Source organism: Enterococcus hulanensis (assembly GCF_005405485.1).
Lineage (GTDB): Bacteria > Bacillota > Bacilli > Lactobacillales > Enterococcaceae > Enterococcus_A > Enterococcus_A hulanensis.
Genome location: NZ_BJED01000008.1, coordinates 1 through 18,914 on the forward strand (window position 1 = coordinate 1; position 18,914 = coordinate 18,914).

Sequence of the window (18,914 nt, forward strand, 5' to 3'; positions counted from 1 at the left end):
TTTAGAAAAATAAAAACTGTGAAGCCACCACCTACCTAGGATTAGCGGTTACTTACACAGTTAATATTACACTCTCGAAATATTGTCTATCTTTTTACCTAGCAAAAAAACAGACTTTTTCAACCTCTAGATTTATTTTCTCTCTAATCGTACTAAAATCACCTCCTAATCTCATTTAAGGGAAAGAAAAACTGTGTAAGTAACCACCTGTTTAGGTTTATCGGTTACTTACACAGTTAATACTACGTTCTCGCTTCTTTCTATTTCCCTTGCCTTATATCAAACTATTGATTCAAATTTTTAGTTCACAAATTATATAAAAATCAGCTTTTCGAATTAATAATTCATGATTAATCTATATCCTTATTATCAATTTTGGATTTATCAATCACTTCACTGTTCATCAAGCGGTTGATATGGACCGTCAAATAGGCGACTTCTTCTTTAGTTATGGCCGTTTTATGCAACAACTCTACATAATCCTTAACATTAAAAGCGATTGTTAGAGCTTTCGGATATAAGGTCGCAATTTGCTCAAAGAAGGCTCGATCTTCCTCAACAATCATTTTTCCTTCAAAAAATCGTTCAACAAAAAATTTTAAGTGCGTTAGGAATCTTTGATAATGAATATCACTTTTATCAAATTCTATTCCTAGTTGGTATCTCACAATATCAGAGATACCAGATACCAGTTTAGCGTATTCCATCCCTTTTCGATTAGAATAATCACTACTTTGAGCATTGATAATATGAAAGGCAATGTTTGCAGCTTCCTCTTCTGGTAGAACAACACCCAACTTCTTTTTTAGAATCTTCAAAGCAAAAACTCCCACAGCAAACTCTTTAGGATAGTAGTTTTTGATTTCCCAAAAGACACGATTCATAATTTGAACATCATTTTTTTGACGCTCTATGGCAAAATTCAAATGATCACTTAGTGTAAAATATACACTGGAATTCAGCGTGCTGCCCAATTCTTCCTCTGCCTTTTCAACAATACTTTGAGTAATTTCAAGAAATACTGCTGGAATAGATTCCAACAGTTTTATATACTCCTGTATTTGAGAATTCTCAACAGGAATGAATACCTTATTTATCTCATCTTTTTCTACATTCTGACCTGTCTTTCTTCCGTACCCGATTCCTTTTCCAAAAAAGACATATTCTTGATGTTCTTCATCTTCAGCCAAAATAGTATTCGCGTTCAAAACTTTCTTAATTCGCATATTGAAAGCTCCTATCCTAACTCTTCACCATTCGTTTCAATAACTTTTTTATACCAATAAAATGAATCCTTTTTTAGACGTTCTTGGGTTCCATTACCTAAATCATCTTGATCAACATAAATATAGCCGTATCTTTTGCTTATTTGAGAAGTAGAAGCACTGATTAAATCGATTGGTGCCCAGCTAGTATACCCAAACAGATCAACCCCTAAATCAACGGCTTCCTTCATTTGATGAATATGTTGTTTGAGATAACTAATACGATAATCATCATGGATTTTATTGGCTTCATCAACCTCATCTTTGGCCCCCATCCCATTTTCAACAATGATCAACGGAACTTGATAGCGATCATATAGTTCTAATAAGGATATCTTCAGTCCGATTGGATCAATTTGCCAGCCCCAATCTGTCGAAGGAAGATATGGATTTTTCACACCCATAACAGTATTTCCAGCTGCTCGCTCTTTCGTTGGATCTGCAGATTCTGTGCGAGACATATAGTAACTAAATGCTAAGTAGTCAGCCTTATTCTCTTTTAAAATTTTATCGTCGTCAACTTCTTTTTTTATGCTTATCCCCTTATTCTCCAAATACTTTTTATAAAGCGGCGGGTATGCACCTAGAACTTGAATGTCTGCATGAGAGTAATTATTTAAATTACTATCTAGAGACAACAGAACATCGTTTGGATTACAAGTATTGGGATAGGTTGTTAACTTAGTCAACATGCACCCCATCTGACTTTCGGGAATCAATTCATGACATTTTTTTGTAGCAATTGCTGCGGCAACATATTGATGATGTAATGCTTGATAAATAGCTTCTTCATATGAATATTCAATACATTTGTCTTCTACGATACCTGCTGTGGTAAATGGATGTCTGCCTACACTATCGACTTCATTAAACGTCAACCAGTATTTCACATAACTGCCAAATTCTTTGAAACATACCTCAGAAAACTTGACGAATAAATCAATCAACTTTCGATCAACCCACCCATTATATTTATCTGACAGCTCTAAAGGCATTTCATAATGCGAGAGCGTCACAATAGGTTCGATGTTATGACGTTTTAGTTGTTCAAATACTTTTTTGTAATAGTTAATTCCAAGCTGATTGGGTTCCTTTTCTTCTCCATTAGGAAATATTCTTGTCCAGGCAATCGACAACCTAAGTGTTTTAAAACCCATTTCTGCAAAGAGCTGGATATCCTCTTCATATCTGTGATAAAAATCAATTCCTCTTCTTTTAGGATAAAATTCAGTTGTTCTATCCGCTTTCGCTTTTTCAATCATCTCACTCGTGATGGTGTTATGTGCTTCATAATCTTTCACATCTACCTTAGGTTTGTAGCTTGCGACATCAGCAACAGACATTCCTTTTCCATCAATATCCCAAGCGCCCTCTACTTGATTAGCTGCAATCGCTCCGCCCCACAAAAATTCTTCTTTCAAACTCATTAGTTTTCCATCCCCAATCTATCAATAGCAAATAAAGGCAATTCTTTGTTTACTTCTTCCTGTTTTCCAACTGTTAATTTGACATTTTTAGGATTTGTCACAATAATCATCGTTGTTGGATCAAAACCTTCTGCAATAATCTTTTCTAGATCAAACGAAAGTAACAACTCGCCTTGACTGACTTTCTGACCCTCTGTTACAAAGCTGTTAAAGTACTTACCCTCTAAATTTACAGTATCGATGCCAATATGAAACAGAATTTCTACTCCATCAGCGGTTTTCAGTCCTAGTGCATGTTTTGTACTGTAAACCATTTCAATTACACCATCGATTGGAGAAAATAGTTCTCCTTTTGTAGGAACAATCGCCACTCCATCTCCCAACATTTTACTAGAAAAGACATCGTCCTTTACTTCGGTTAAGGGTAATACTTTTCCTTCTAAAGGGGCATTAAATACTAGCTCATTTTCGTTTTTGGTAGATTCCGATTTTTCCATCTCATCTACTGGTTCTTTCCATAAAATAAACGCGGCAATAAATGATGCAGCAAATGAAACAACCAATCCGATAACCGCGTTCATCAAATTTCTAGGCAATTCATCTGAAATGAACATAGATAAACTAGCAAGTCCGGGACCTACTGCTACATAAGCTTCTACGCCTAACAGACCAACTGTTGCTCCTCCGATGAGACTTCCCAACATCACGCTGTACAATACTCGCTTGTGAAGAATAGTCACACCATATAGAGCCGGTTCAGTAATTCCAAACAATGCTGAAATAGCTGCTGATACTGCCGTAGCCTTCATTTCTTTATCTTTAGATCGAAGAGTAACCGCAAAGCATGCTCCTGATTCTGCAATATTATGTGCTAAAGAAGCCGCGTTGTAAATGAGTTCCTTACCAGTTTCTCCCAAAGAAGTAATGACATAAGGAATCATCGCTTTATGCATTCCCGTGACAACCATAAATGGCAAAAATGCTGCTAATAACGCGACTGCAATCCAGCCAAATCTTGCAAAAATTGCCATGATGACACTTGCAAAGCCTTGCCCAAAAGTAAAGCCGATTGGTCCTAACACAAGTAATGTCAGTGGCACAACAATTAGTAAAGACATCATTGGAACAAAGAAGCTTCGAATGACTTTTGGACTAATTTTAGTGAAGAATCTCTCAAGATAAGCATAAGAAATAGTACATAAAATTGCTGGAAATACTTGATAAGCATAATTAATGTTTTGAAGAGACAGTCCAAACAAACTAGTTCCTTCAGCCAACATGGTTGTTAATCCAGGAATCAATAATCCGCCAATTGCTGAAACTGCCACCAAATTATTCACCTTCATTTTGTTAGCAGTTGTAATAGCAACCAACATTGGTAAGAAATAAAGCGGTGCATCGCCTACAAAAGTTAGAATTTGGTAGGTCGAAGTAGTCTTATCCAACACCCCTACTAAATTTAACAGCATTAAAACAGATTTTAGAATTCCTCCACCAGCAATAGCCGGAATTAAGGGCTGGAAAATGCTAATCACAAAGTCAAGAACAACTGCTGTAAGCTTTTGATTCTTCTTTTCCTCAGATTTCGCAGTTTTACCTTTTATCATTTCTTGCAGCTCATTATAAACTTCGATGACTGCATTTCCGATAATGATTTGTGTTTGAGCCGTTTGATTAACTCCAAGAACACCGGGAATCTTTTTGATTTTTTCAACATCAACAATTTCATCCTTAACTAGCGTAAATCTTAAACGAGTAGAACAATGTTCCAAATGTGAAATATTTGAAGGTCCACCCACCGCTTCCAAAATCTCACTAGCTATCTTTTTTTCATCCATCATTACAACCTCCTGTTTTTTCTAATAAAAAAAACCGAACTAGACTTCCAAAAATTTTTGGAAATCCAATTCGGTTATGCCTGTAATTAAATACAGTTACATGCCTTTTATTAAGTTGACTAATTATAAACACAAAAAAATGAAAACGTCAACATGAATTTTTATCAAATATTTTTTAGGTCAGTGATTCAGAATAATGATGACTCAGCATTTCAACAAAATCTTGCAAAACTGGATCGAAAGGAATATCACCACGATAAGCTAATCCTAACTTCTGTTTACTCAAGTCATCCTCAATTTTGATTTGCTTTAACTCTTTTGTCATTCCTATTGAGTCAAGCTCTTCGAAAAATGATTTGGACACTATGCCAACACTATCTGTAATTTTTACAATATCTAAACAGCTTTGATAGGAACTGACTTCATACATGAAATTTGATAATAGTAGCTTTTTTTGTAAAGCCGTATCCAATATATTTCTAACAAAGTATTGGGAGTTAAGAACAACTAAAGGTACGTTTGACAATTCTTCAAGAGAAATCGTGGTCAATTTTGAAAATTCGCCTGACTCCTTTATGACTGCAATAATTTCTTCGTCAATAAGAAACTTGTATGATAAATCAAACTCTCCAATTGGCAAATAAACTATACCTAAATCTATTTCACCTCGTAATAACTTTTCCTTCGTTTCTAAAGAACTATATTCTTCTAAAGATATTTTTACCTGAGGATGATTGTTCTTAAATTCCTTTAAAATTGGATATATGAAATGGTACCCAGAAACTCCCAGCTTAATAGTTGATCGTTCATTTCCCCCAATAATTGCTAAGTGCATCTCAGTTTCTCTAACTTTTAAAAGAATCTCTTTTGATTTTGAAACTAATAATTTACCTCCAGAAGTCAGTTTGATTCCTCGCTTCTCTCTTTCAAAAAGCTGACAACCTACCTCTATTTCCAATGCACGAATTTGATTGCTCAACGAAGGCTGAGAAATATAGAGTCTCTCTGCAGCTTTCCGGTAATTCATCTCTTCACTCAATATCAAAAACGATTCCAAATGATTGATTTTCATATCAAATTCTCCTTTGATAGCCTTTTGCTATCACCATCATAGCATATCGATTATTGTTTACATTCATTTCTCAAAGTATAATTTTTGAATTAAAGAAGCTATTAAAACTATGGTCAAAGGTGGAATTTCATGAGTTTTCATAAGGAAAGTCTAAAGCAAGCTTTTATCTCAACGATGCCGTTATTGGCGGGATTCTCATTCATGGGGGTAGCGTACGGTGTGTATTTAAATAGCGCCGGTTTTAATTTTATATTCGCTTTTCTTATGAGTTCTACTATTTTTTCTGGATCAATGGAATTCTTAACAGTTTCATTATTGTCTCAATCTTTTAATCCATTAGCTGTATTAATCTTGACCTTGATCATCAACTTCCGTCATATATTTTATGGGAACTCTATGTTAAAGAATTTTGAAGTCAGAAGTTTGTGGAAGTACTACTTGATCTTTGGGCTATGTGATCAAACTTTTGTCATTAACTACAACGCCCGCCTCTCTCCAGATGTTATTAAAGAAAAATTCATGCTGTATGTTACTCTATTGACTCACGTATATTGGGTAGGTGGCGCAACTATAGGAGGACTTATCGGTTCGTTTTTTAAAGTTGAAATTAAAGGGCTGGATTTTGTCATGACCGCTCTATTTCCTGTTATGTTTGCAACACAATTTATGGACGAAGATCATCATGTTAGTTCTATTAGCGGGCTAATTATCGCGTTAACATCTTTGTTACTATTTGGAAAAGATTTTTTCTTGATTGCTACTCTCATTATTTTGGTGATCCAATTTTCCATAATTTTTAGAAGGAGTGTTTCATATAATGAGTCTGACTGAGCAAATAGTCACCATTTTTATCGTATCTGCAGCAACTTTTTTTACACGATTTCTTCCATTTGTAATTTTCTCAAATAGCAATGAAACTCCTCACTTCATCCTTGAATTAGGGGAATTCTTACCATCAGCGATCATAGCAATGCTGGTAATATATTGTTTTAGAGACATTACCTTCGCTACATTTTTAGATAATTGGCCTTATTTTCTTGCAAGTATTATTACCGTTGTTATTCATATATGGAAAAGAAACATGCTGATGTCAATTCTATTTGGTACAGCTGTTTATATTGTAATAGTGAATTTTCTGTAAATGTAAAGTACTGTCTCATTCTTTTAGTCAATATAACTTATGTCTAGTGTGCATCATGTTGTGTTCAAAACGCACAAATAAAATAGCGCCCAGAGGAAAAGTAATCATTCTTTATATACACAGGGTATAGAACTATTTCAATAATCGTCACACAATCAGTTCCTGTGACATTCGCGGACCCAACTACTGTCAATTAACTAACCTTTTTGGATTCAGGGAATGATGAAGATCAAAACATTCCGTCCACAGTTGCACTTGAAAAAAGACCGATCACTAATCCTCTAGATCAATTTTTTAAATATTGTACATTTCGAAAACCAATTACTACGCAAGTGGTTTTGTAGTGTTCCCATCGTAGTATAAAAAACTAAAATTGATAGACCGATGTTGGTTTCTCGATCATAATTTCAAAAACATTTTCTACAAGAGTGTAATTTTCGTTTCACATATCGTGGTTACCTCTTACACCAACTTTTCCAACAATAACTTGGCCTTTCGTTTTTCTATTTCGCTGCGTCAGAGTAATAGTAGTATCTCCTTTACAAAGTTCCTCATATTGAGATAGTTTGTGTTCGATTTTAACAAAGCTCCGCGATCAGACATGAAAAAAGCATCTCCTTATGAGATGCTTTCTTCATACGCAGACACTTAAAAATCTTCAAGAAAAAGATTCCTTTTTTGCCCTTTTTTATTAAGCTGTGACAACTGTATTACAGTTTAAACTATTCCAAACGGTTAAATCACACTTTTTCACCACTCGAAAAGATTGATATGATAAGGTTTTATCGTTATAACAAGCTATTTCCCACCATCTTGTTCATCCATTTTCAGCACAGCCATAAATGCTTCCTGTGGGACTTCAACAGAACCGATTTGTTTCATGCGTTTCTTACCTTCTTTTTGCTTCTCTAACAATTTACGTTTACGAGAAACATCCCCGCCGTAACATTTAGCTAATACATTTTTGCGCAAAGCCTTAATATCAGTACGGGCAACGATCTTCGTACCAATCGTTGCTTGGATCGGCACTTCAAATTGTTGTCGTGGGATTAACGTCTTCAATTTATCAACGATTGCGCGACCGCGCTCTTGAGCGAACTCACGGTGAACAATAAAGCTCAGGGCATCGACTTTTTCCGCATTCAGCAAGATATCCATTTTCACTAGACGGCTTTCACGATAATCAGCCATTTCGTAATCTAATGATGCATAGCCTTTCGTGCTGGATTTTAATTTATCAAAGAAGTCAAACACGATTTCCGATAATGGGATATTGTAGACAACATTCACACGATAATCATCTAAATAATCCATGGTGATAAATTCACCACGTTTACGCTGTGAAAGTTCCATGACAGCACCTACGTATTCATTTGGGACCATGATATTGGCCTTCACAAATGGTTCTTCAACGTTTTGGATTTTTGATGGATCAGGAAAATCAGATGGATTGTCTACCACTAATTGAGTGCCATCGGTCAGGTTCACATGATAAATAACTGATGGCGCAGTCGTGATCAGTTCCAAATTGAATTCACGTTCCAAACGCTCTTGAACCACATCCATGTGCAGCAAGCCTAAGAATCCGCAACGGAATCCGAAGCCCAACGCTTGGGAAGTTTCTGGTTCAAACTGTAATGCCGCATCGTTCAGCTGTAATTTTTCTAAGGCTTCACGCAAATCATTGTACCGAGACGTATCGATCGGATACAAGCCGCAGAATACCATTGGATTCATTTTGCGATAACCGTCCAACGCTTTTTCTGCTGGATTATTAGCAAGTGTAACGGTATCCCCGACACGCGTTTCCTGAACAGATTTGATACTGGCAGTAATATAACCAACATCGCCTACCATTAAGTAATCCCGTTGAACAGCTTTTGGTGAGAAGACACCAACCTCTGTTACATCAAAGGTTTTCCCATTACTCATTAGTTGGATTTTATCGCCTGGGCGAACAATTCCATCAGTGATGCGGACATTCAATACAACACCGCGATAGCTGTCATAAATCGAGTCAAAGATCAAAGCCTTTAACGGTGCTTCTAAATCCCCGCTTGGAGCCGGAACATTTGTGACGATTTGTTCTAAAATCTCACTGATACCAATCCCTGTTTTTGCACTGGCTAGGACAGCATCTTCTGCGTCGATCCCGATTACGTCTTCAATTTCTTTACGGACTCGCTCTGGATCAGCAGCCGGTAAATCGATTTTATTGATGACCGGCAGGATTTCCAAATCATTATCTAAAGCTAAATAAACATTGGCTAATGTTTGAGCTTCAATCCCTTGGGCTGCATCTACGACCAAGACTGCACCTTCGCAGGCAGCCAAGCTCCGTGAAACCTCATAAGTGAAATCGACGTGTCCAGGAGTATCGATCAGATGAAAAATATAATTCTGTCCATCTTTTGCAGTGTAATGTAGTTCTACCGCATTTAATTTAATTGTAATTCCGCGTTCACGTTCAAGATCCATTGAATCTAACAACTGCTCTTGCATTTCACGGGAACTTACGGTATTAGTTTGTTCTAAGATCCGGTCAGCCAGTGTCGACTTGCCGTGATCGATATGCGCGATGATCGAAAAGTTTCGAATCATTTTTTGGCGTTTCTGCATTTCTTCTATATTCATCAAAGTTCCTCATTTCTTTTAATCAGCACTGTCAATTATACCAACGTTTCTAATAGAAAAAAAGTCTTTTCACCTATTTCCCAAAGTCGGTAAGAGAAAAATAATCCTGCTTTTGCTATACTTAGAATATAAACGAGAAAAAGAGATCAGATTGCCCTCTTTACTCTTGCGTTAAAAGGGTTTTCTCTATTAGAGGGCATCTGTGATTAAATTCAGCAACAATATCTAGGAGATGAAAGAATGGATAGTGACTTTAAGAAACAATTAGTCTTGAAGCCCGTTGGTGAAGAACATTTGGCTCAGTATGATGAACTGCTCAGCTATGTTTTTCAAGTAACAGAAAGCGATATTGAAAATAGCGGATACGAAAACAAGCGTGAAATGGTCCGCGCGAAGAAACCTGTTTTGGAGCAATCAAAGGTTTTTGGCTGGTTTCACGATGAGAACTTGATTTCTCAAATTGCTATTTATCCTTGCGAAGTGAATATTCATGGGAAACTTTTTCAAATGGGCGGTGTAACTGGTGTCGGTACTTATCCAGAGTATGCCAATCATGGATTAATGAAGGATTTGATCGAGAAGGCCTTGATCCAGATGCGTGAAGACCAGCAATGGATTTCCTACCTATATCCTTACAATATTCCCTATTATCGGCGCAAGGGCTGGGAAATCATGTCTGACAAGCTCAGCTTCAAAATCAAAGATACGCAGTTGCCTAAGCAAGTTGAGGTGCCTGGTATCGTGGAACGCAAAGAAGTTGACGATCCGGATGTTTATCAAGTCTATCATGAGTTCGCCTTGAATAATCATGGGGCGATGATCCGCAAGGAGTTGAATTGGGAAGAATATTGGCGGTTTGAAAATGAGGAAGAACGCATCGCCGCAATCTACTATGATGCGGATAAGCGGCCGACTGGTGTACTTTTTTATTGGATCTCTGACGAGGTTTTCCATATTAAAGAAATGTTTTATTTAAATCAGGAAGCGCGAAACGGTTTATGGAATTTTATCAGTGCTCACTTTTCAATGGTTTATTGGGTCAAAGGCGATATTTTCAAAAATGAACCGCTGTCCTTCCTGCTTGATGATAGTGAGATCACAGAAACAATTGCGCCGTTTTTCATGGCGCGGATTGTCGACGTAAAAGAATTTTTATTGGAATATCCCTTTGAAAAAACTGTCGAGCCTTTCTATTTTGAAGTCGATGATCCGATCGCTGATTGGAATAATGGAATTTTTGCACTCAGTTGGAATACTGATGGTGAGTTGACTATCTCTGATCAACCGAAAGGCAGACGTATTAAACTTAACATTCAAACCTTGACTTGCATGCTGATGAATTATCGCCGGGCTGCTTATCTTGCTCGGATTGAACGGCTGGACGCCGATAAAAAAGCAATTGAACTATTAGAAACAACAATACCTGACATGGAGGCTTATTTTAGTGACTACTTCTAAACATATTTATTTTGCTGCACCGTTATTTGCACAAAGCGACCTATTGTATAATCAACACTTAGTAAAAAAAATTCGTGAAATTGATGCGGATCTGACGATTTATCTACCACAAGAAAATGCGGGTATCAATGACAAATCAGCCTACGCTGACAGTAAAATGATCGCTCTGGCTGATACTGAGGAGGTCTTGAAGAGTGATCTGATGGTGGCCCTGCTGGATGGTTTGACGATCGACGCCGGTGTCGCTTCTGAAATCGGCGTGGCGTACGCCAAGGGAATCCCGGTCATCGCTTTATATACCGACTCTCGCCAGCAAGGTGCGGACAATCAACAGAAAATTGCTGCATTACAGACACCAGCTGAAAACCAATTTCATTATTTAAATCTTTATACTGTTGGACTGATAAAGCTGAATGGTACGATCGTCAGCGATGAAGAAGCATTAGTGGATCAAATCAAATCTTTCTTAGAAGGTAGTGATTTCCGTGACTTATAAAAAATATCGAATGGCGTTACTCATTTTCGGCGCTCTTTGTCTACTGTATAATATTTTTGAATTTGCAACTGGTAAATATTCAACTAAACAAGGTGTGATTTTTGTAATCGAGTGTTTAGCAGGGATTGCACTGATTTTTTTACCAGAAATAATAGAAAAGTTATTCAAAATTGTTTTACCGGAAAAAATCGTTTATTTCTATTGGTTCTTTTTGGTCATCTCGGTCTTTTTAGGAACTTCTCTGCACATGATCTCGATCATTTCTTTTTGGGATAAAATTCTGCATACCGTTAGCCCAATGGTCCTGACCGCATTAGGTTATGGCTTGATCGGCTTCTTGATGAAGGATGCCGATATCAGCAAAACATCTCCATGGTTATTCTTGCTTTTCGGTTTTGCTTTTGCTGGCGTTTGCGGTGTCTTCTGGGAGTTTTGGGAGTTTCTATGCGATACTGTAGCAGATATGAACCTTCAACGCTATGCGACATCAGCGGGTGAATTGTTAGTCGGACGAGCTGCATTGATGGACACGATGGGCGATCTTTTGACCAATACGATCGGTGCAGTCTTAATGGGAATTTACGCGCGAGTTCAAAGCCGCGGAAATGCTGCTTATTTTGAAGAGTATCGCTTAAAGAAAGTCAAAAAGTAAAAAAGATTCAAAACCGAAATTTCGGTTTTGAATCTTTTTTTTATTTGTCATCAGGATGTACGTTTTCCTTCATCGTATAAGAAGCTAAAGTTATTTTGATGATCCCTGTCCGTTTTAACATGCCTTCAGGTATTTCATCAAAAGATGCTCCCTTAGCCGCATGGTCCATCAAAATATGCAATGCTCGTCTTTTCTCTTCTAGTTCCTCAATTATTTCGGCTTCGCCAAACCCGATCAAACTTTGATAGGCATAAGAATAACTCGACGCGTTCAATGTTCCTTGAACTAGCTTGTGATTGCCATCCATCTCGATGGCTACTTTAGAGTCGTTTTTGATCATGGATACTTTTTTTCCTTCACTGGCTCCATGAACAAAAAGGGTTAATTTTTCTTCCTCCCACTCATACCCAAAATTTACAGGCACAACATAAGGATAGTCCTCCCCGTTCAATGCGATTCGTACTACTTGCGATTTCTCTACTAAATTTTTGATTGCTGCTAGATCTGTTACCTGTCTTTTTTTTCTACGCATACCCTTACCTCCATCTATCCGATTCCTTCTTCTAATCATAATAGATTAGAATTCAAAAAGAAATCTTTTTTTTAGTTAAAAAAACTGAAAATTGATAGACTGCGGTTTGTCTTTTTTAGTAGTAAAAACCTTTTCTAATCAACGATTTTCCTCTTTTTTTGTGTGATTTTTTGTACTAAAATAGCTACTGTAATTAAAATGAAAATTTGCTGAAAAATGAAAGGCGTGTCGATTTTGATTGAAACTGTCGTATTTGATATCGATGATACTATTTACGATCAACAAGAACCATTTCGCAAGGCGGTCCAAAAATTATTTCCTTTAGTAAGTGAAGAAGATATGCTTCCACTTTATACTCGTTTTCGTGTTCACAGTGATGCGAACTTCAACAAAGTAATCACCCAAGAATGGACTTTGGAGTATATGCGTTCTCATCGCATCAGCCAATCTCTGAAGGATTTGGATTATCCTCATATCACTGATGAAGAATCCCTAACCTTCCAAGATGTTTACGAAGCAGAACTTGATGCGATCACCATGCACTGTGAAGTTGAAAAAACACTAGAATTTTTGAAAAACAAAAAAGTTCCCATCAGCATCATCACCAACGGTCCAACAGATCATCAGTATAAAAAGATTTTGCAGTTAGGTCTATTGAACTGGGTCGATGAGGACAACATCATTATTTCCCAGGCAACCGGTTATGAAAAACCTGATGTAGAAATTTTTGACCTAGGCAAGAAGCAGTTTGACTTAAATCCTGAGTGTTCTTTATATGTCGGCGACAACTTTAATAACGATGTGATTGGTTCTAAACGAGCGGGGTGGCAATCTCTTTGGCTAAACCATCGCAATCGCCAGTTACCAAAAGGAACCTCGCAAATTCACGATATCGAATTAACTTCTTTCGATCAATTATTACCGACTTTCCAACATATTTTTGCATAAACTAAAGACCCGGAGAACATTCCGGGTCTTTTTATTAGGCTAGATAAAGCGATTGACTGCCCATTTTCTTATAGGTCTTTTCAAAATCACTGCGCTTTACAATTCGATTTTTATAACCGTAAGGATCATTCACATAAACATTTTCATCATCTACACCGGTGATAACTACCGCATGACACAATGGTGAGACGGTGACTTCTCCGCTCGTCGTTTCCCAAATCATATAATCACTGTTTGTGGGAATTTCATAGTTAACAGTTGTGATCACCCAGACAGGTGTTCCAGTCTGAACCAAATCTGCTAGCTCAGAGAATGGCGTATCACTGCTGGCAACGACCTCCTGCCCTTCCTGAACTACTTCCTCAGCCACCTCCGCAATCGGCTCAACAGCGACTCCCATTGCGTCATAGCCTTCATAGATATTTCCCACAAAGCCGTCATGAGGATTTCCGCGAATACCCTCAGCTTCATTTTCGTAAACCGGAACATAATTCAACAGCTCGGCTAAATCATTCTTATTCGTGTCATAATCATAATAGTTTAACAGCATTGATAACGCTGTGATCTCACAGCCGTTTTCAAGAGGAACAGAGCCAGTATTTTGGTTTTCTATCGGAACGTCTATTAATTGTGTTTCTGTGCTCTCTTTATCGGCAAGTACGATTTCTGTCTGATTAGCTGCATTTACTTCGCTGCTATCCACTTCCGATTGCTTATTTTGATAAAAAAAGATTAAGCAGCCGCCACAAAGGATACAAATAAAACTCGTCCATTTTATTAAGCGTTTGATTTTAATCACCTCGTTTTGTTGTATTCCAAGGTAAGTTTCTCAAAGCTAGCTTAAATGAACCTAAAAAAGATGTCGAAAATCATTAAGATTCTCGACATCTTTTTTATTGATGATCTTCATCGTATTCCATTTTGCGGTATTTTTCCATCTTCTTGCTGAACAACACACCATTTGAAGGCGGTGTATAAGTGATGGCATTGGCTCCCGCTTCGATCGTTTGCTCAATCGTCTCTTCATCTGGTCCGCCAGTCGCGATAATCGGCAGCTCTGGATATACTTTTCTAAAGTGCTTAACGGCTTCAACCGTATCTTTTCCAGCACTGATATTGATTATATCCACACCAGCCGCCAGTTTTTCTTCGATTTTTGAATACTTCGATGTAACTGTCGCAATTACCGGAACATCCACAACGTCATAGATTGCTTGGATCGTTTCTACTGGGGTCGGTCCGTTTACTACTACCCCTAAACTACCTTGAGATTCCGCAAACATCCCCATATAGGCCGAACGTGCTCCATGAGTAAGACCGCCTGCAACACCGGAAAACACCGGAATATCTGCGGCTTCGATAATACTTTTGGTAATTGCCGGATGTGGCGTAAAAGGATATACAGCTATTACTGCATCCGCATCTGTGTTTCGGATAATTGCGATGTCGGTCGTAAAGATTATCGAACGAATTTTTTTACCAAAAATGCTGATTCCTGATGCTTCTTGGATTACTTTTGGTACACGTACAATATCTTGTCGCAATTCAGTCATAATTTCAGGTACATATTTCTCTGCCATTCAAACTCATCTCCTTATCAACTTCTTATGTCGATTTTACTATGAATGATCGTATTGCTCCAAGTTATATGTTTCGATCACACTGATGATCTTATTCGCATAATCCGGATCAGTCGCATATCCGGCTGTCTGCAGTGCTTGAGCAGCTTGTCGATAGTCGGTAGCAGTTAGAACACCGGCATAGAGTTTGGAATCCCAGTTCGTTCCATTGACGAAAAGCATCGTATGATCGTCTAATGACTCATTCCAAGAATTATATACTTTGAAATCACCTTGAATGGTGACCCATTGCTCGTTCACATATTCCTTCGTCTCGAGAGTCACCTTTGGCTGATTCCCAGAAGCTTTAATACCAAAAAGGTTTTTATACTGACTGGCAAGCTGAGATTGTCCCCAATTAGATTCCAAGATGGCTTGGCCTAAAATGATACTAGGCAAAACGCCATATCCTTGCTGCAGTTCCTTTGCATGGGGAGCCAAAGTATCAATAAATTCCTGACGAGAAACAGTTTCCTCTTTTTGTTCAGTTTCAACGCCAAAATCCGATAATGTATGTAAAGAAAAAACGAAAGCCAACCCAATCACTAAGATCCCCGCAAAAATAAGCGGGATCGAAGTTTTGGACTTTCGTTTTTGATAGGTTTTTTTAGGCATAGTAACTCCTTACTTAGCTGACAACTCTTTTAAAAACTCTTCTAGTGTCAGATCGTGTTTGGTAATATACTCGGCATTTTCTTTACCAACATAGCGAATATGCCATGGTTCATAAGTGATACCGGTAATATCTTGGCGATCTTTTAGATAGCGGATGATAAAGCCATATTTCGGTGCATTCTCCGCGATCCATTTTGCCCCCGGTTGATCACCATAAGAAGCATCCAATACTTGTGATGAATAAGTGTTATACCACTCTTGGTCAACGACATCAATCGCAAGTCCCGTATGGTGCTCGCTATATCCAGGTTCGGTGATGGTTTCTTTAGTTTTTGCGATCGCGTCCTCTTCTGACATACCGTTTCCATTGACCAATCCGCTCACATTCGTGTTAAATACTTCATTTTGTGATTCTACTGAACGAAAAGCTGAAATAACTACTAAAGGAAAACCAGCCTTGGTTGCTGCTTCAGAAAAAGCTTCATAGTCTGCAGCTATTCGGCTGTCGACTTGATGGCTATTATCTGACAGCGTAGATAACTGACTTTCAGCGACTTCATTTTCAATTTTATTTTTAGGTCCAACCAATACAAGGTTCCAATCCTTCGCATTAGAATCCGGCAATGCCTTTTGGACAGCATTTTTCTTCTTAGAAGTAGTCGTCTTATTTTCAAATGAATAAGTCGTAGCTGTTGCTTTTTTCGCATCTGATTCTGCAGGTGCGCTGTAAAAAAGCGAATAGGCGGTCATTCCAAACATGATAATGACTGAAAGTAGTCCTACAGTTTTTTTCAAATTAAAAATCCTCTCGTTAATCGTCTAATGACGTATAGGTTTCCGTTAGGTTCTCGTTTACCCAATCAAGAAGCGCCGTCTTTTTATGGGCACTGGCGATTTGATTTTGGATATGGGCCGGCAAGCGAAAGCTTAGTATATCACTATAGCCCCAACTATTATAATCGATGGTTACGCGCAGATCGATAAAGTCATGATTCTCTTCTTCATTTTTATTTTTAAAAGGAATCATCTCGACTTGAGCTAAGCCGCTGGCGATCCATTTCTGTGCCACAATTGTCTTCATTTCGCGATATTCAGCAACTGCCGTCGGACGCTTTTCCGGGAACAAAAAGGTTTGGCGAATGACTTTTTGACTCAGCATCCATTCATAGTCGCTAAATAAATTCTTGATTTTTTGATTCGCTTCGGGTGATAAATTGTTTTGGCCTGCTTTCCACTGCTGCCATTGAATTTCGTTGACGCCTAAATAATCTTGATAAAAATCTTGTTCGGTATGAAATTGTTCAAAAATTGCACTCATTACTAAATCTAAATAAATTTGATTCACGAAAAATCCCTCCTCTCCTATTCTACTGAATTTTTAGAAAAAAAACAGTCCTTTGGCAAATGGATTGAAATATTTTAATATTTACTGCTATACTTTGAACAAACCTGCTGTTTTACTTATACTTTTAAGTATAGTGAGCAGCTGAAAAATTAACTGTAAAACTTGAAAAACAAATACATCCACACGAAATAGGAGGAGCATTATGACTGACTTACAATGGGGCATCGTCGGATTAGGCGGGATCGCCCATGATTTTGCCGAAAATTTTGACCAAACCACCAGCAAACTGACCGCTTGTGCGTCACGCACCATAGAAAAAGCTGAAAAATTCGCCCAACAATACGATTTACCAAAAGCGTACGGCAGCTACGAAGAGTTGCTGGCTGACGAAGATATTTCTATTATCTATATTGCAGTTCCCAACCGTCAACATCATCAGCACATTATGGCCGCACTAGCAGCAGGTAAACATGTTTTGTGTGAAAAAGCCATTACGATGAATGTAACAGAATTACAAGAAGCTGTCGAATTAGCTGAGCAAAAGCACTTGATCCTAGCAGAAGCTATGACGATCTTCAATATGCCTTTGTACCACGAACTGCATGCGTTAATGGATAGCGGACGACTGGGTAAATTAAAAATGATTCAGGCTCCTTTCGGCAGTTTTAAAGATCCTGATCCAACCAATCGCTTCTTTAATCCTGAATTGGCCGGAGGCGCCTTGCTAGATATCGGAACCTATGCTGTTTCCTTTGCTCGTTGGTTCTTAACCGAACAACCAGAAGTCATTGCTTCAACAATGATTCCCTTTTCAACTGGGGTGGATGAGCAATCCGTGACTATTTTGCAAAATAAAAAAAATGAATTGGCAACCGTCAGCCTAACTTTCCAAGCTAAAATGCCGAAAAAAGGCATCGTCGCTTTTGAGAATGGCTACCTGACTATTGATAACTATCCGAGAGCTGATAAAGCGGAGCTGTTTTTCAACGATGGGACGACAGAATTGATCGAATCTGGCTTCAGAGGAAACGCGATGAACTATGAGATCGAAAACATGGTGAAAATGATCCATGGTACGCTTCCTAATAAATCCCTCTTCTTTACAAAAGATGTCATCGAAATTTTAGACCAAATGCAGCAAATTTGGCAGCAGCAATAAAAAATTCTAGCAAAAGGCATGGCTTAGGCGATGCCTTTTGTTTTTTTGTCAAACTTCCGCTAAACTATTATATATAAAGAAAAGAAAGAGGGATAAAATTGCAAATTGGTCGCTTTCGTTTGGGCATGCGGACGATGAAAACGGCATTAGCTGTCATGCTGTGTATTCTCCTGTTCCATGTGACCGACCGCGGATCACCTTTAATTGCTGCACTAGCCGCTGTCTTTTCATTGCGGCAGGACTTGACTACGAGTATTTCTTTCGGTCGTTCACGAGTCTTAGGTAACTCTCTCGGCGGATTGTTGGCATTAATTTTTTACTACGTTCAGGCATTTTTCAATAATGATTTTTTTGTAGAATTATTTGTTTTACCTTTATTCGTTGTTTTGGTAATCGTGGTCTCCGATGGACTCAATAACAATTCAGGGATCATTTCAGCTATTGCTACGATGCTTTTGATCGCTTTAAGTATCCCTCAAGGTGAATCCTTCCTCTACGCACTAAATCGAGTGCTAGATACCTTTATCGGAACGATCATCGGGATTTCCTTAAACGGAGTTATTTCTCCGCAAACGGATGAAAAAGAAAAGCAAATCAAAGAAGATCTAGTTGAACTGCGCAAAAAAGAAGCGGATCTAAATAAAATGCTTTATGATGTGCGCAAACAAATAAAGGATCAGTCTCAACAAAAATGAGGCTGATCCTTTTTTCAT

The 18,914-nt window shown here is 38.0% G+C and carries 19 protein-coding genes; 8 read left to right on the top strand and 11 right to left on the bottom strand.

Features of this window, described 5'->3' with window-relative positions:
- Positions 1 to 350: 350 nt before the first annotated feature.
- The 4 genes from FFR60_RS09970 to FFR60_RS09985 all read right to left on the bottom strand — a co-directional run bounded on the left by FFR60_RS09970 (position 351) and on the right by FFR60_RS09985 (position 5,602).
- The gene (locus tag FFR60_RS09970) at positions 351 to 1,226 is read right to left on the bottom strand and encodes a PRD domain-containing protein (protein ID WP_137664040.1); all 876 of its coding nucleotides are present in this window, start codon (positions 1,224 to 1,226) and stop codon (positions 351 to 353) included.
- An 11-nt stretch (positions 1,227 to 1,237) separates the two neighbouring features.
- On the bottom strand, positions 1,238 to 2,692 hold the full coding sequence (locus FFR60_RS09975) for a glycoside hydrolase family 1 protein (RefSeq protein ID WP_137664041.1): 1,455 nt from the start codon (positions 2,690 to 2,692) through the stop codon (positions 1,238 to 1,240).
- Positions 2,692 to 4,530 carry a beta-glucoside-specific PTS transporter subunit IIABC gene (locus FFR60_RS09980; protein WP_137664198.1) on the bottom strand — a complete coding sequence of 613 codons (1,839 nt, stop codon included), beginning with the start codon at positions 4,528 to 4,530 and terminating at the stop codon, positions 2,692 to 2,694. Before FFR60_RS09980 ends, FFR60_RS09975 begins: the two co-directional genes overlap by 1 nt.
- A 175-nt stretch (positions 4,531 to 4,705) precedes the next feature.
- A complete protein-coding gene (locus FFR60_RS09985) occupies positions 4,706 to 5,602 on the bottom strand; it encodes a LysR family transcriptional regulator (RefSeq protein WP_137664042.1) in 897 nt (298 codons plus the stop codon).
- Positions 5,603 to 5,731: 129 nt separating this feature from the next.
- Between FFR60_RS09985 and FFR60_RS09990 the strand changes: the two genes are divergently transcribed.
- Both FFR60_RS09990 and FFR60_RS23185 read left to right on the top strand, forming a co-directional pair.
- Positions 5,732 to 6,433 (top strand): AzlC family ABC transporter permease, encoded by a 702-nt coding sequence (locus FFR60_RS09990; protein ID WP_137664043.1) that lies wholly within the window; start codon positions 5,732 to 5,734, stop codon positions 6,431 to 6,433.
- Positions 6,420 to 6,743, top strand: coding sequence for a branched-chain amino acid transporter permease (locus FFR60_RS23185; protein ID WP_137664044.1), 324 nt, complete (start codon positions 6,420 to 6,422; stop codon positions 6,741 to 6,743). Before FFR60_RS09990 ends, FFR60_RS23185 begins: the two co-directional genes overlap by 14 nt.
- Before the next feature lie 798 nt (positions 6,744 to 7,541).
- Here FFR60_RS23185 and lepA read toward each other — a convergent pair.
- On the bottom strand, positions 7,542 to 9,377 hold the full coding sequence (lepA, locus tag FFR60_RS10000; protein ID WP_137664045.1) for a translation elongation factor 4: 1,836 nt from the start codon (positions 9,375 to 9,377) through the stop codon (positions 7,542 to 7,544).
- 240 nt (positions 9,378 to 9,617) lie between these two features.
- On the opposite strand from lepA, the gene FFR60_RS10005 reads away from it, so the two are divergent.
- The 3 genes from FFR60_RS10005 to FFR60_RS10015 are packed head-to-tail and all read left to right on the top strand — an operon-like array spanning position 9,618 to position 11,983.
- Positions 9,618 to 10,835, top strand: coding sequence for a GNAT family N-acetyltransferase (locus FFR60_RS10005; RefSeq protein WP_137664046.1), 1,218 nt, complete (start codon positions 9,618 to 9,620; stop codon positions 10,833 to 10,835).
- Entirely contained in the window at positions 10,822 to 11,331 is a 510-nt protein-coding gene (locus FFR60_RS10010; protein ID WP_137664047.1) for a nucleoside 2-deoxyribosyltransferase, read from the top strand. The genes FFR60_RS10005 and FFR60_RS10010 overlap by 14 nt, the downstream gene beginning before the upstream one ends.
- Before the next feature lie 10 nt (positions 11,332 to 11,341).
- The gene (locus FFR60_RS10015; protein ID WP_171004915.1) at positions 11,342 to 11,983 is read left to right on the top strand and encodes a DUF2238 domain-containing protein; all 642 of its coding nucleotides are present in this window, start codon (positions 11,342 to 11,344) and stop codon (positions 11,981 to 11,983) included.
- Positions 11,984 to 12,023: 40 nt separating this feature from the next.
- Here FFR60_RS10015 and FFR60_RS10020 read toward each other — a convergent pair whose 3' ends face one another.
- Positions 12,024 to 12,515 carry a pyridoxamine 5'-phosphate oxidase family protein gene (locus FFR60_RS10020; protein ID WP_137664048.1) on the bottom strand — a complete coding sequence of 164 codons (492 nt, stop codon included), beginning with the start codon at positions 12,513 to 12,515 and terminating at the stop codon, positions 12,024 to 12,026.
- Between the two features lie 216 nt (positions 12,516 to 12,731).
- Here FFR60_RS10020 and FFR60_RS10025 point away from each other — a divergent pair, with 216 nt between their 5' ends.
- On the top strand, positions 12,732 to 13,463 hold the full coding sequence (locus tag FFR60_RS10025; RefSeq protein ID WP_137664049.1) for an HAD family hydrolase: 732 nt from the start codon (positions 12,732 to 12,734) through the stop codon (positions 13,461 to 13,463).
- A 34-nt stretch (positions 13,464 to 13,497) separates the two neighbouring features.
- Here FFR60_RS10025 and FFR60_RS10030 read toward each other — a convergent pair whose 3' ends face one another.
- The 5 genes from FFR60_RS10030 to FFR60_RS10050 form a co-directional block, all read right to left on the bottom strand.
- Positions 13,498 to 14,166 (bottom strand): C39 family peptidase, encoded by a 669-nt coding sequence (locus tag FFR60_RS10030; protein WP_249354983.1) that lies wholly within the window; start codon positions 14,164 to 14,166, stop codon positions 13,498 to 13,500.
- A 190-nt stretch (positions 14,167 to 14,356) separates the two neighbouring features.
- Positions 14,357 to 15,043 (bottom strand): beta/alpha barrel domain-containing protein, encoded by a 687-nt coding sequence (locus tag FFR60_RS10035; RefSeq protein WP_088932420.1) that lies wholly within the window; start codon positions 15,041 to 15,043, stop codon positions 14,357 to 14,359.
- 39 nt (positions 15,044 to 15,082) lie between these two features.
- Entirely contained in the window at positions 15,083 to 15,697 is a 615-nt protein-coding gene (locus FFR60_RS10040; RefSeq protein WP_137664050.1) for a glycoside hydrolase family 73 protein, read from the bottom strand.
- 9 nt (positions 15,698 to 15,706) lie between these two features.
- Positions 15,707 to 16,492 (bottom strand): M15 family metallopeptidase, encoded by a 786-nt coding sequence (locus tag FFR60_RS10045; protein ID WP_137664051.1) that lies wholly within the window; start codon positions 16,490 to 16,492, stop codon positions 15,707 to 15,709.
- Between the two features lie 16 nt (positions 16,493 to 16,508).
- Positions 16,509 to 17,042, bottom strand: coding sequence for a hypothetical protein (locus FFR60_RS10050; RefSeq protein ID WP_088932417.1), 534 nt, complete (start codon positions 17,040 to 17,042; stop codon positions 16,509 to 16,511).
- A gap of 202 nt (positions 17,043 to 17,244) precedes the next feature.
- On the opposite strand from FFR60_RS10050, the gene FFR60_RS10055 reads away from it, so the two are divergent.
- Both FFR60_RS10055 and FFR60_RS10060 read left to right on the top strand, forming a co-directional pair.
- A complete protein-coding gene (locus FFR60_RS10055; RefSeq protein WP_137664052.1) occupies positions 17,245 to 18,201 on the top strand; it encodes a Gfo/Idh/MocA family protein in 957 nt (318 codons plus the stop codon).
- A 98-nt stretch (positions 18,202 to 18,299) separates the two neighbouring features.
- Positions 18,300 to 18,896, top strand: coding sequence for an FUSC family protein (locus FFR60_RS10060; protein WP_088932415.1), 597 nt, complete (start codon positions 18,300 to 18,302; stop codon positions 18,894 to 18,896).
- Positions 18,897 to 18,914 lie beyond the last annotated feature (18 nt).

Coding starts and splice junctions, on each gene's coding strand:
- FFR60_RS10025 (WP_137664049.1), top strand. CDS start 12,732: ATGAAAGGCGTGTCGATTTTGATTGAAACTGTCGTATTTGATATCGAT.
- FFR60_RS10015 (WP_171004915.1), top strand. CDS start 11,342: ATGGCGTTACTCATTTTCGGCGCTCTTTGTCTACTGTATAATATTTTT.
- FFR60_RS10055 (WP_137664052.1), top strand. CDS start 17,245: ATGACTGACTTACAATGGGGCATCGTCGGATTAGGCGGGATCGCCCAT.
- FFR60_RS09985 (WP_137664042.1), bottom strand. CDS start 5,602: ATGAAAATCAATCATTTGGAATCGTTTTTGATATTGAGTGAAGAGATG.
- lepA (WP_137664045.1), bottom strand. CDS start 9,377: ATGAATATAGAAGAAATGCAGAAACGCCAAAAAATGATTCGAAACTTT.
- FFR60_RS23185 (WP_137664044.1), top strand. CDS start 6,420: ATGAGTCTGACTGAGCAAATAGTCACCATTTTTATCGTATCTGCAGCA.
- FFR60_RS09980 (WP_137664198.1), bottom strand. CDS start 4,530: ATGGATGAAAAAAAGATAGCTAGTGAGATTTTGGAAGCGGTGGGTGGA.
- FFR60_RS10005 (WP_137664046.1), top strand. CDS start 9,618: ATGGATAGTGACTTTAAGAAACAATTAGTCTTGAAGCCCGTTGGTGAA.
- FFR60_RS09990 (WP_137664043.1), top strand. CDS start 5,732: ATGAGTTTTCATAAGGAAAGTCTAAAGCAAGCTTTTATCTCAACGATG.
- FFR60_RS10020 (WP_137664048.1), bottom strand. CDS start 12,515: ATGCGTAGAAAAAAAAGACAGGTAACAGATCTAGCAGCAATCAAAAAT.
- FFR60_RS09975 (WP_137664041.1), bottom strand. CDS start 2,692: ATGAGTTTGAAAGAAGAATTTTTGTGGGGCGGAGCGATTGCAGCTAAT.
- FFR60_RS09970 (WP_137664040.1), bottom strand. CDS start 1,226: ATGCGAATTAAGAAAGTTTTGAACGCGAATACTATTTTGGCTGAAGAT.
- FFR60_RS10035 (WP_088932420.1), bottom strand. CDS start 15,043: ATGGCAGAGAAATATGTACCTGAAATTATGACTGAATTGCGACAAGAT.
- FFR60_RS10040 (WP_137664050.1), bottom strand. CDS start 15,697: ATGCCTAAAAAAACCTATCAAAAACGAAAGTCCAAAACTTCGATCCCG.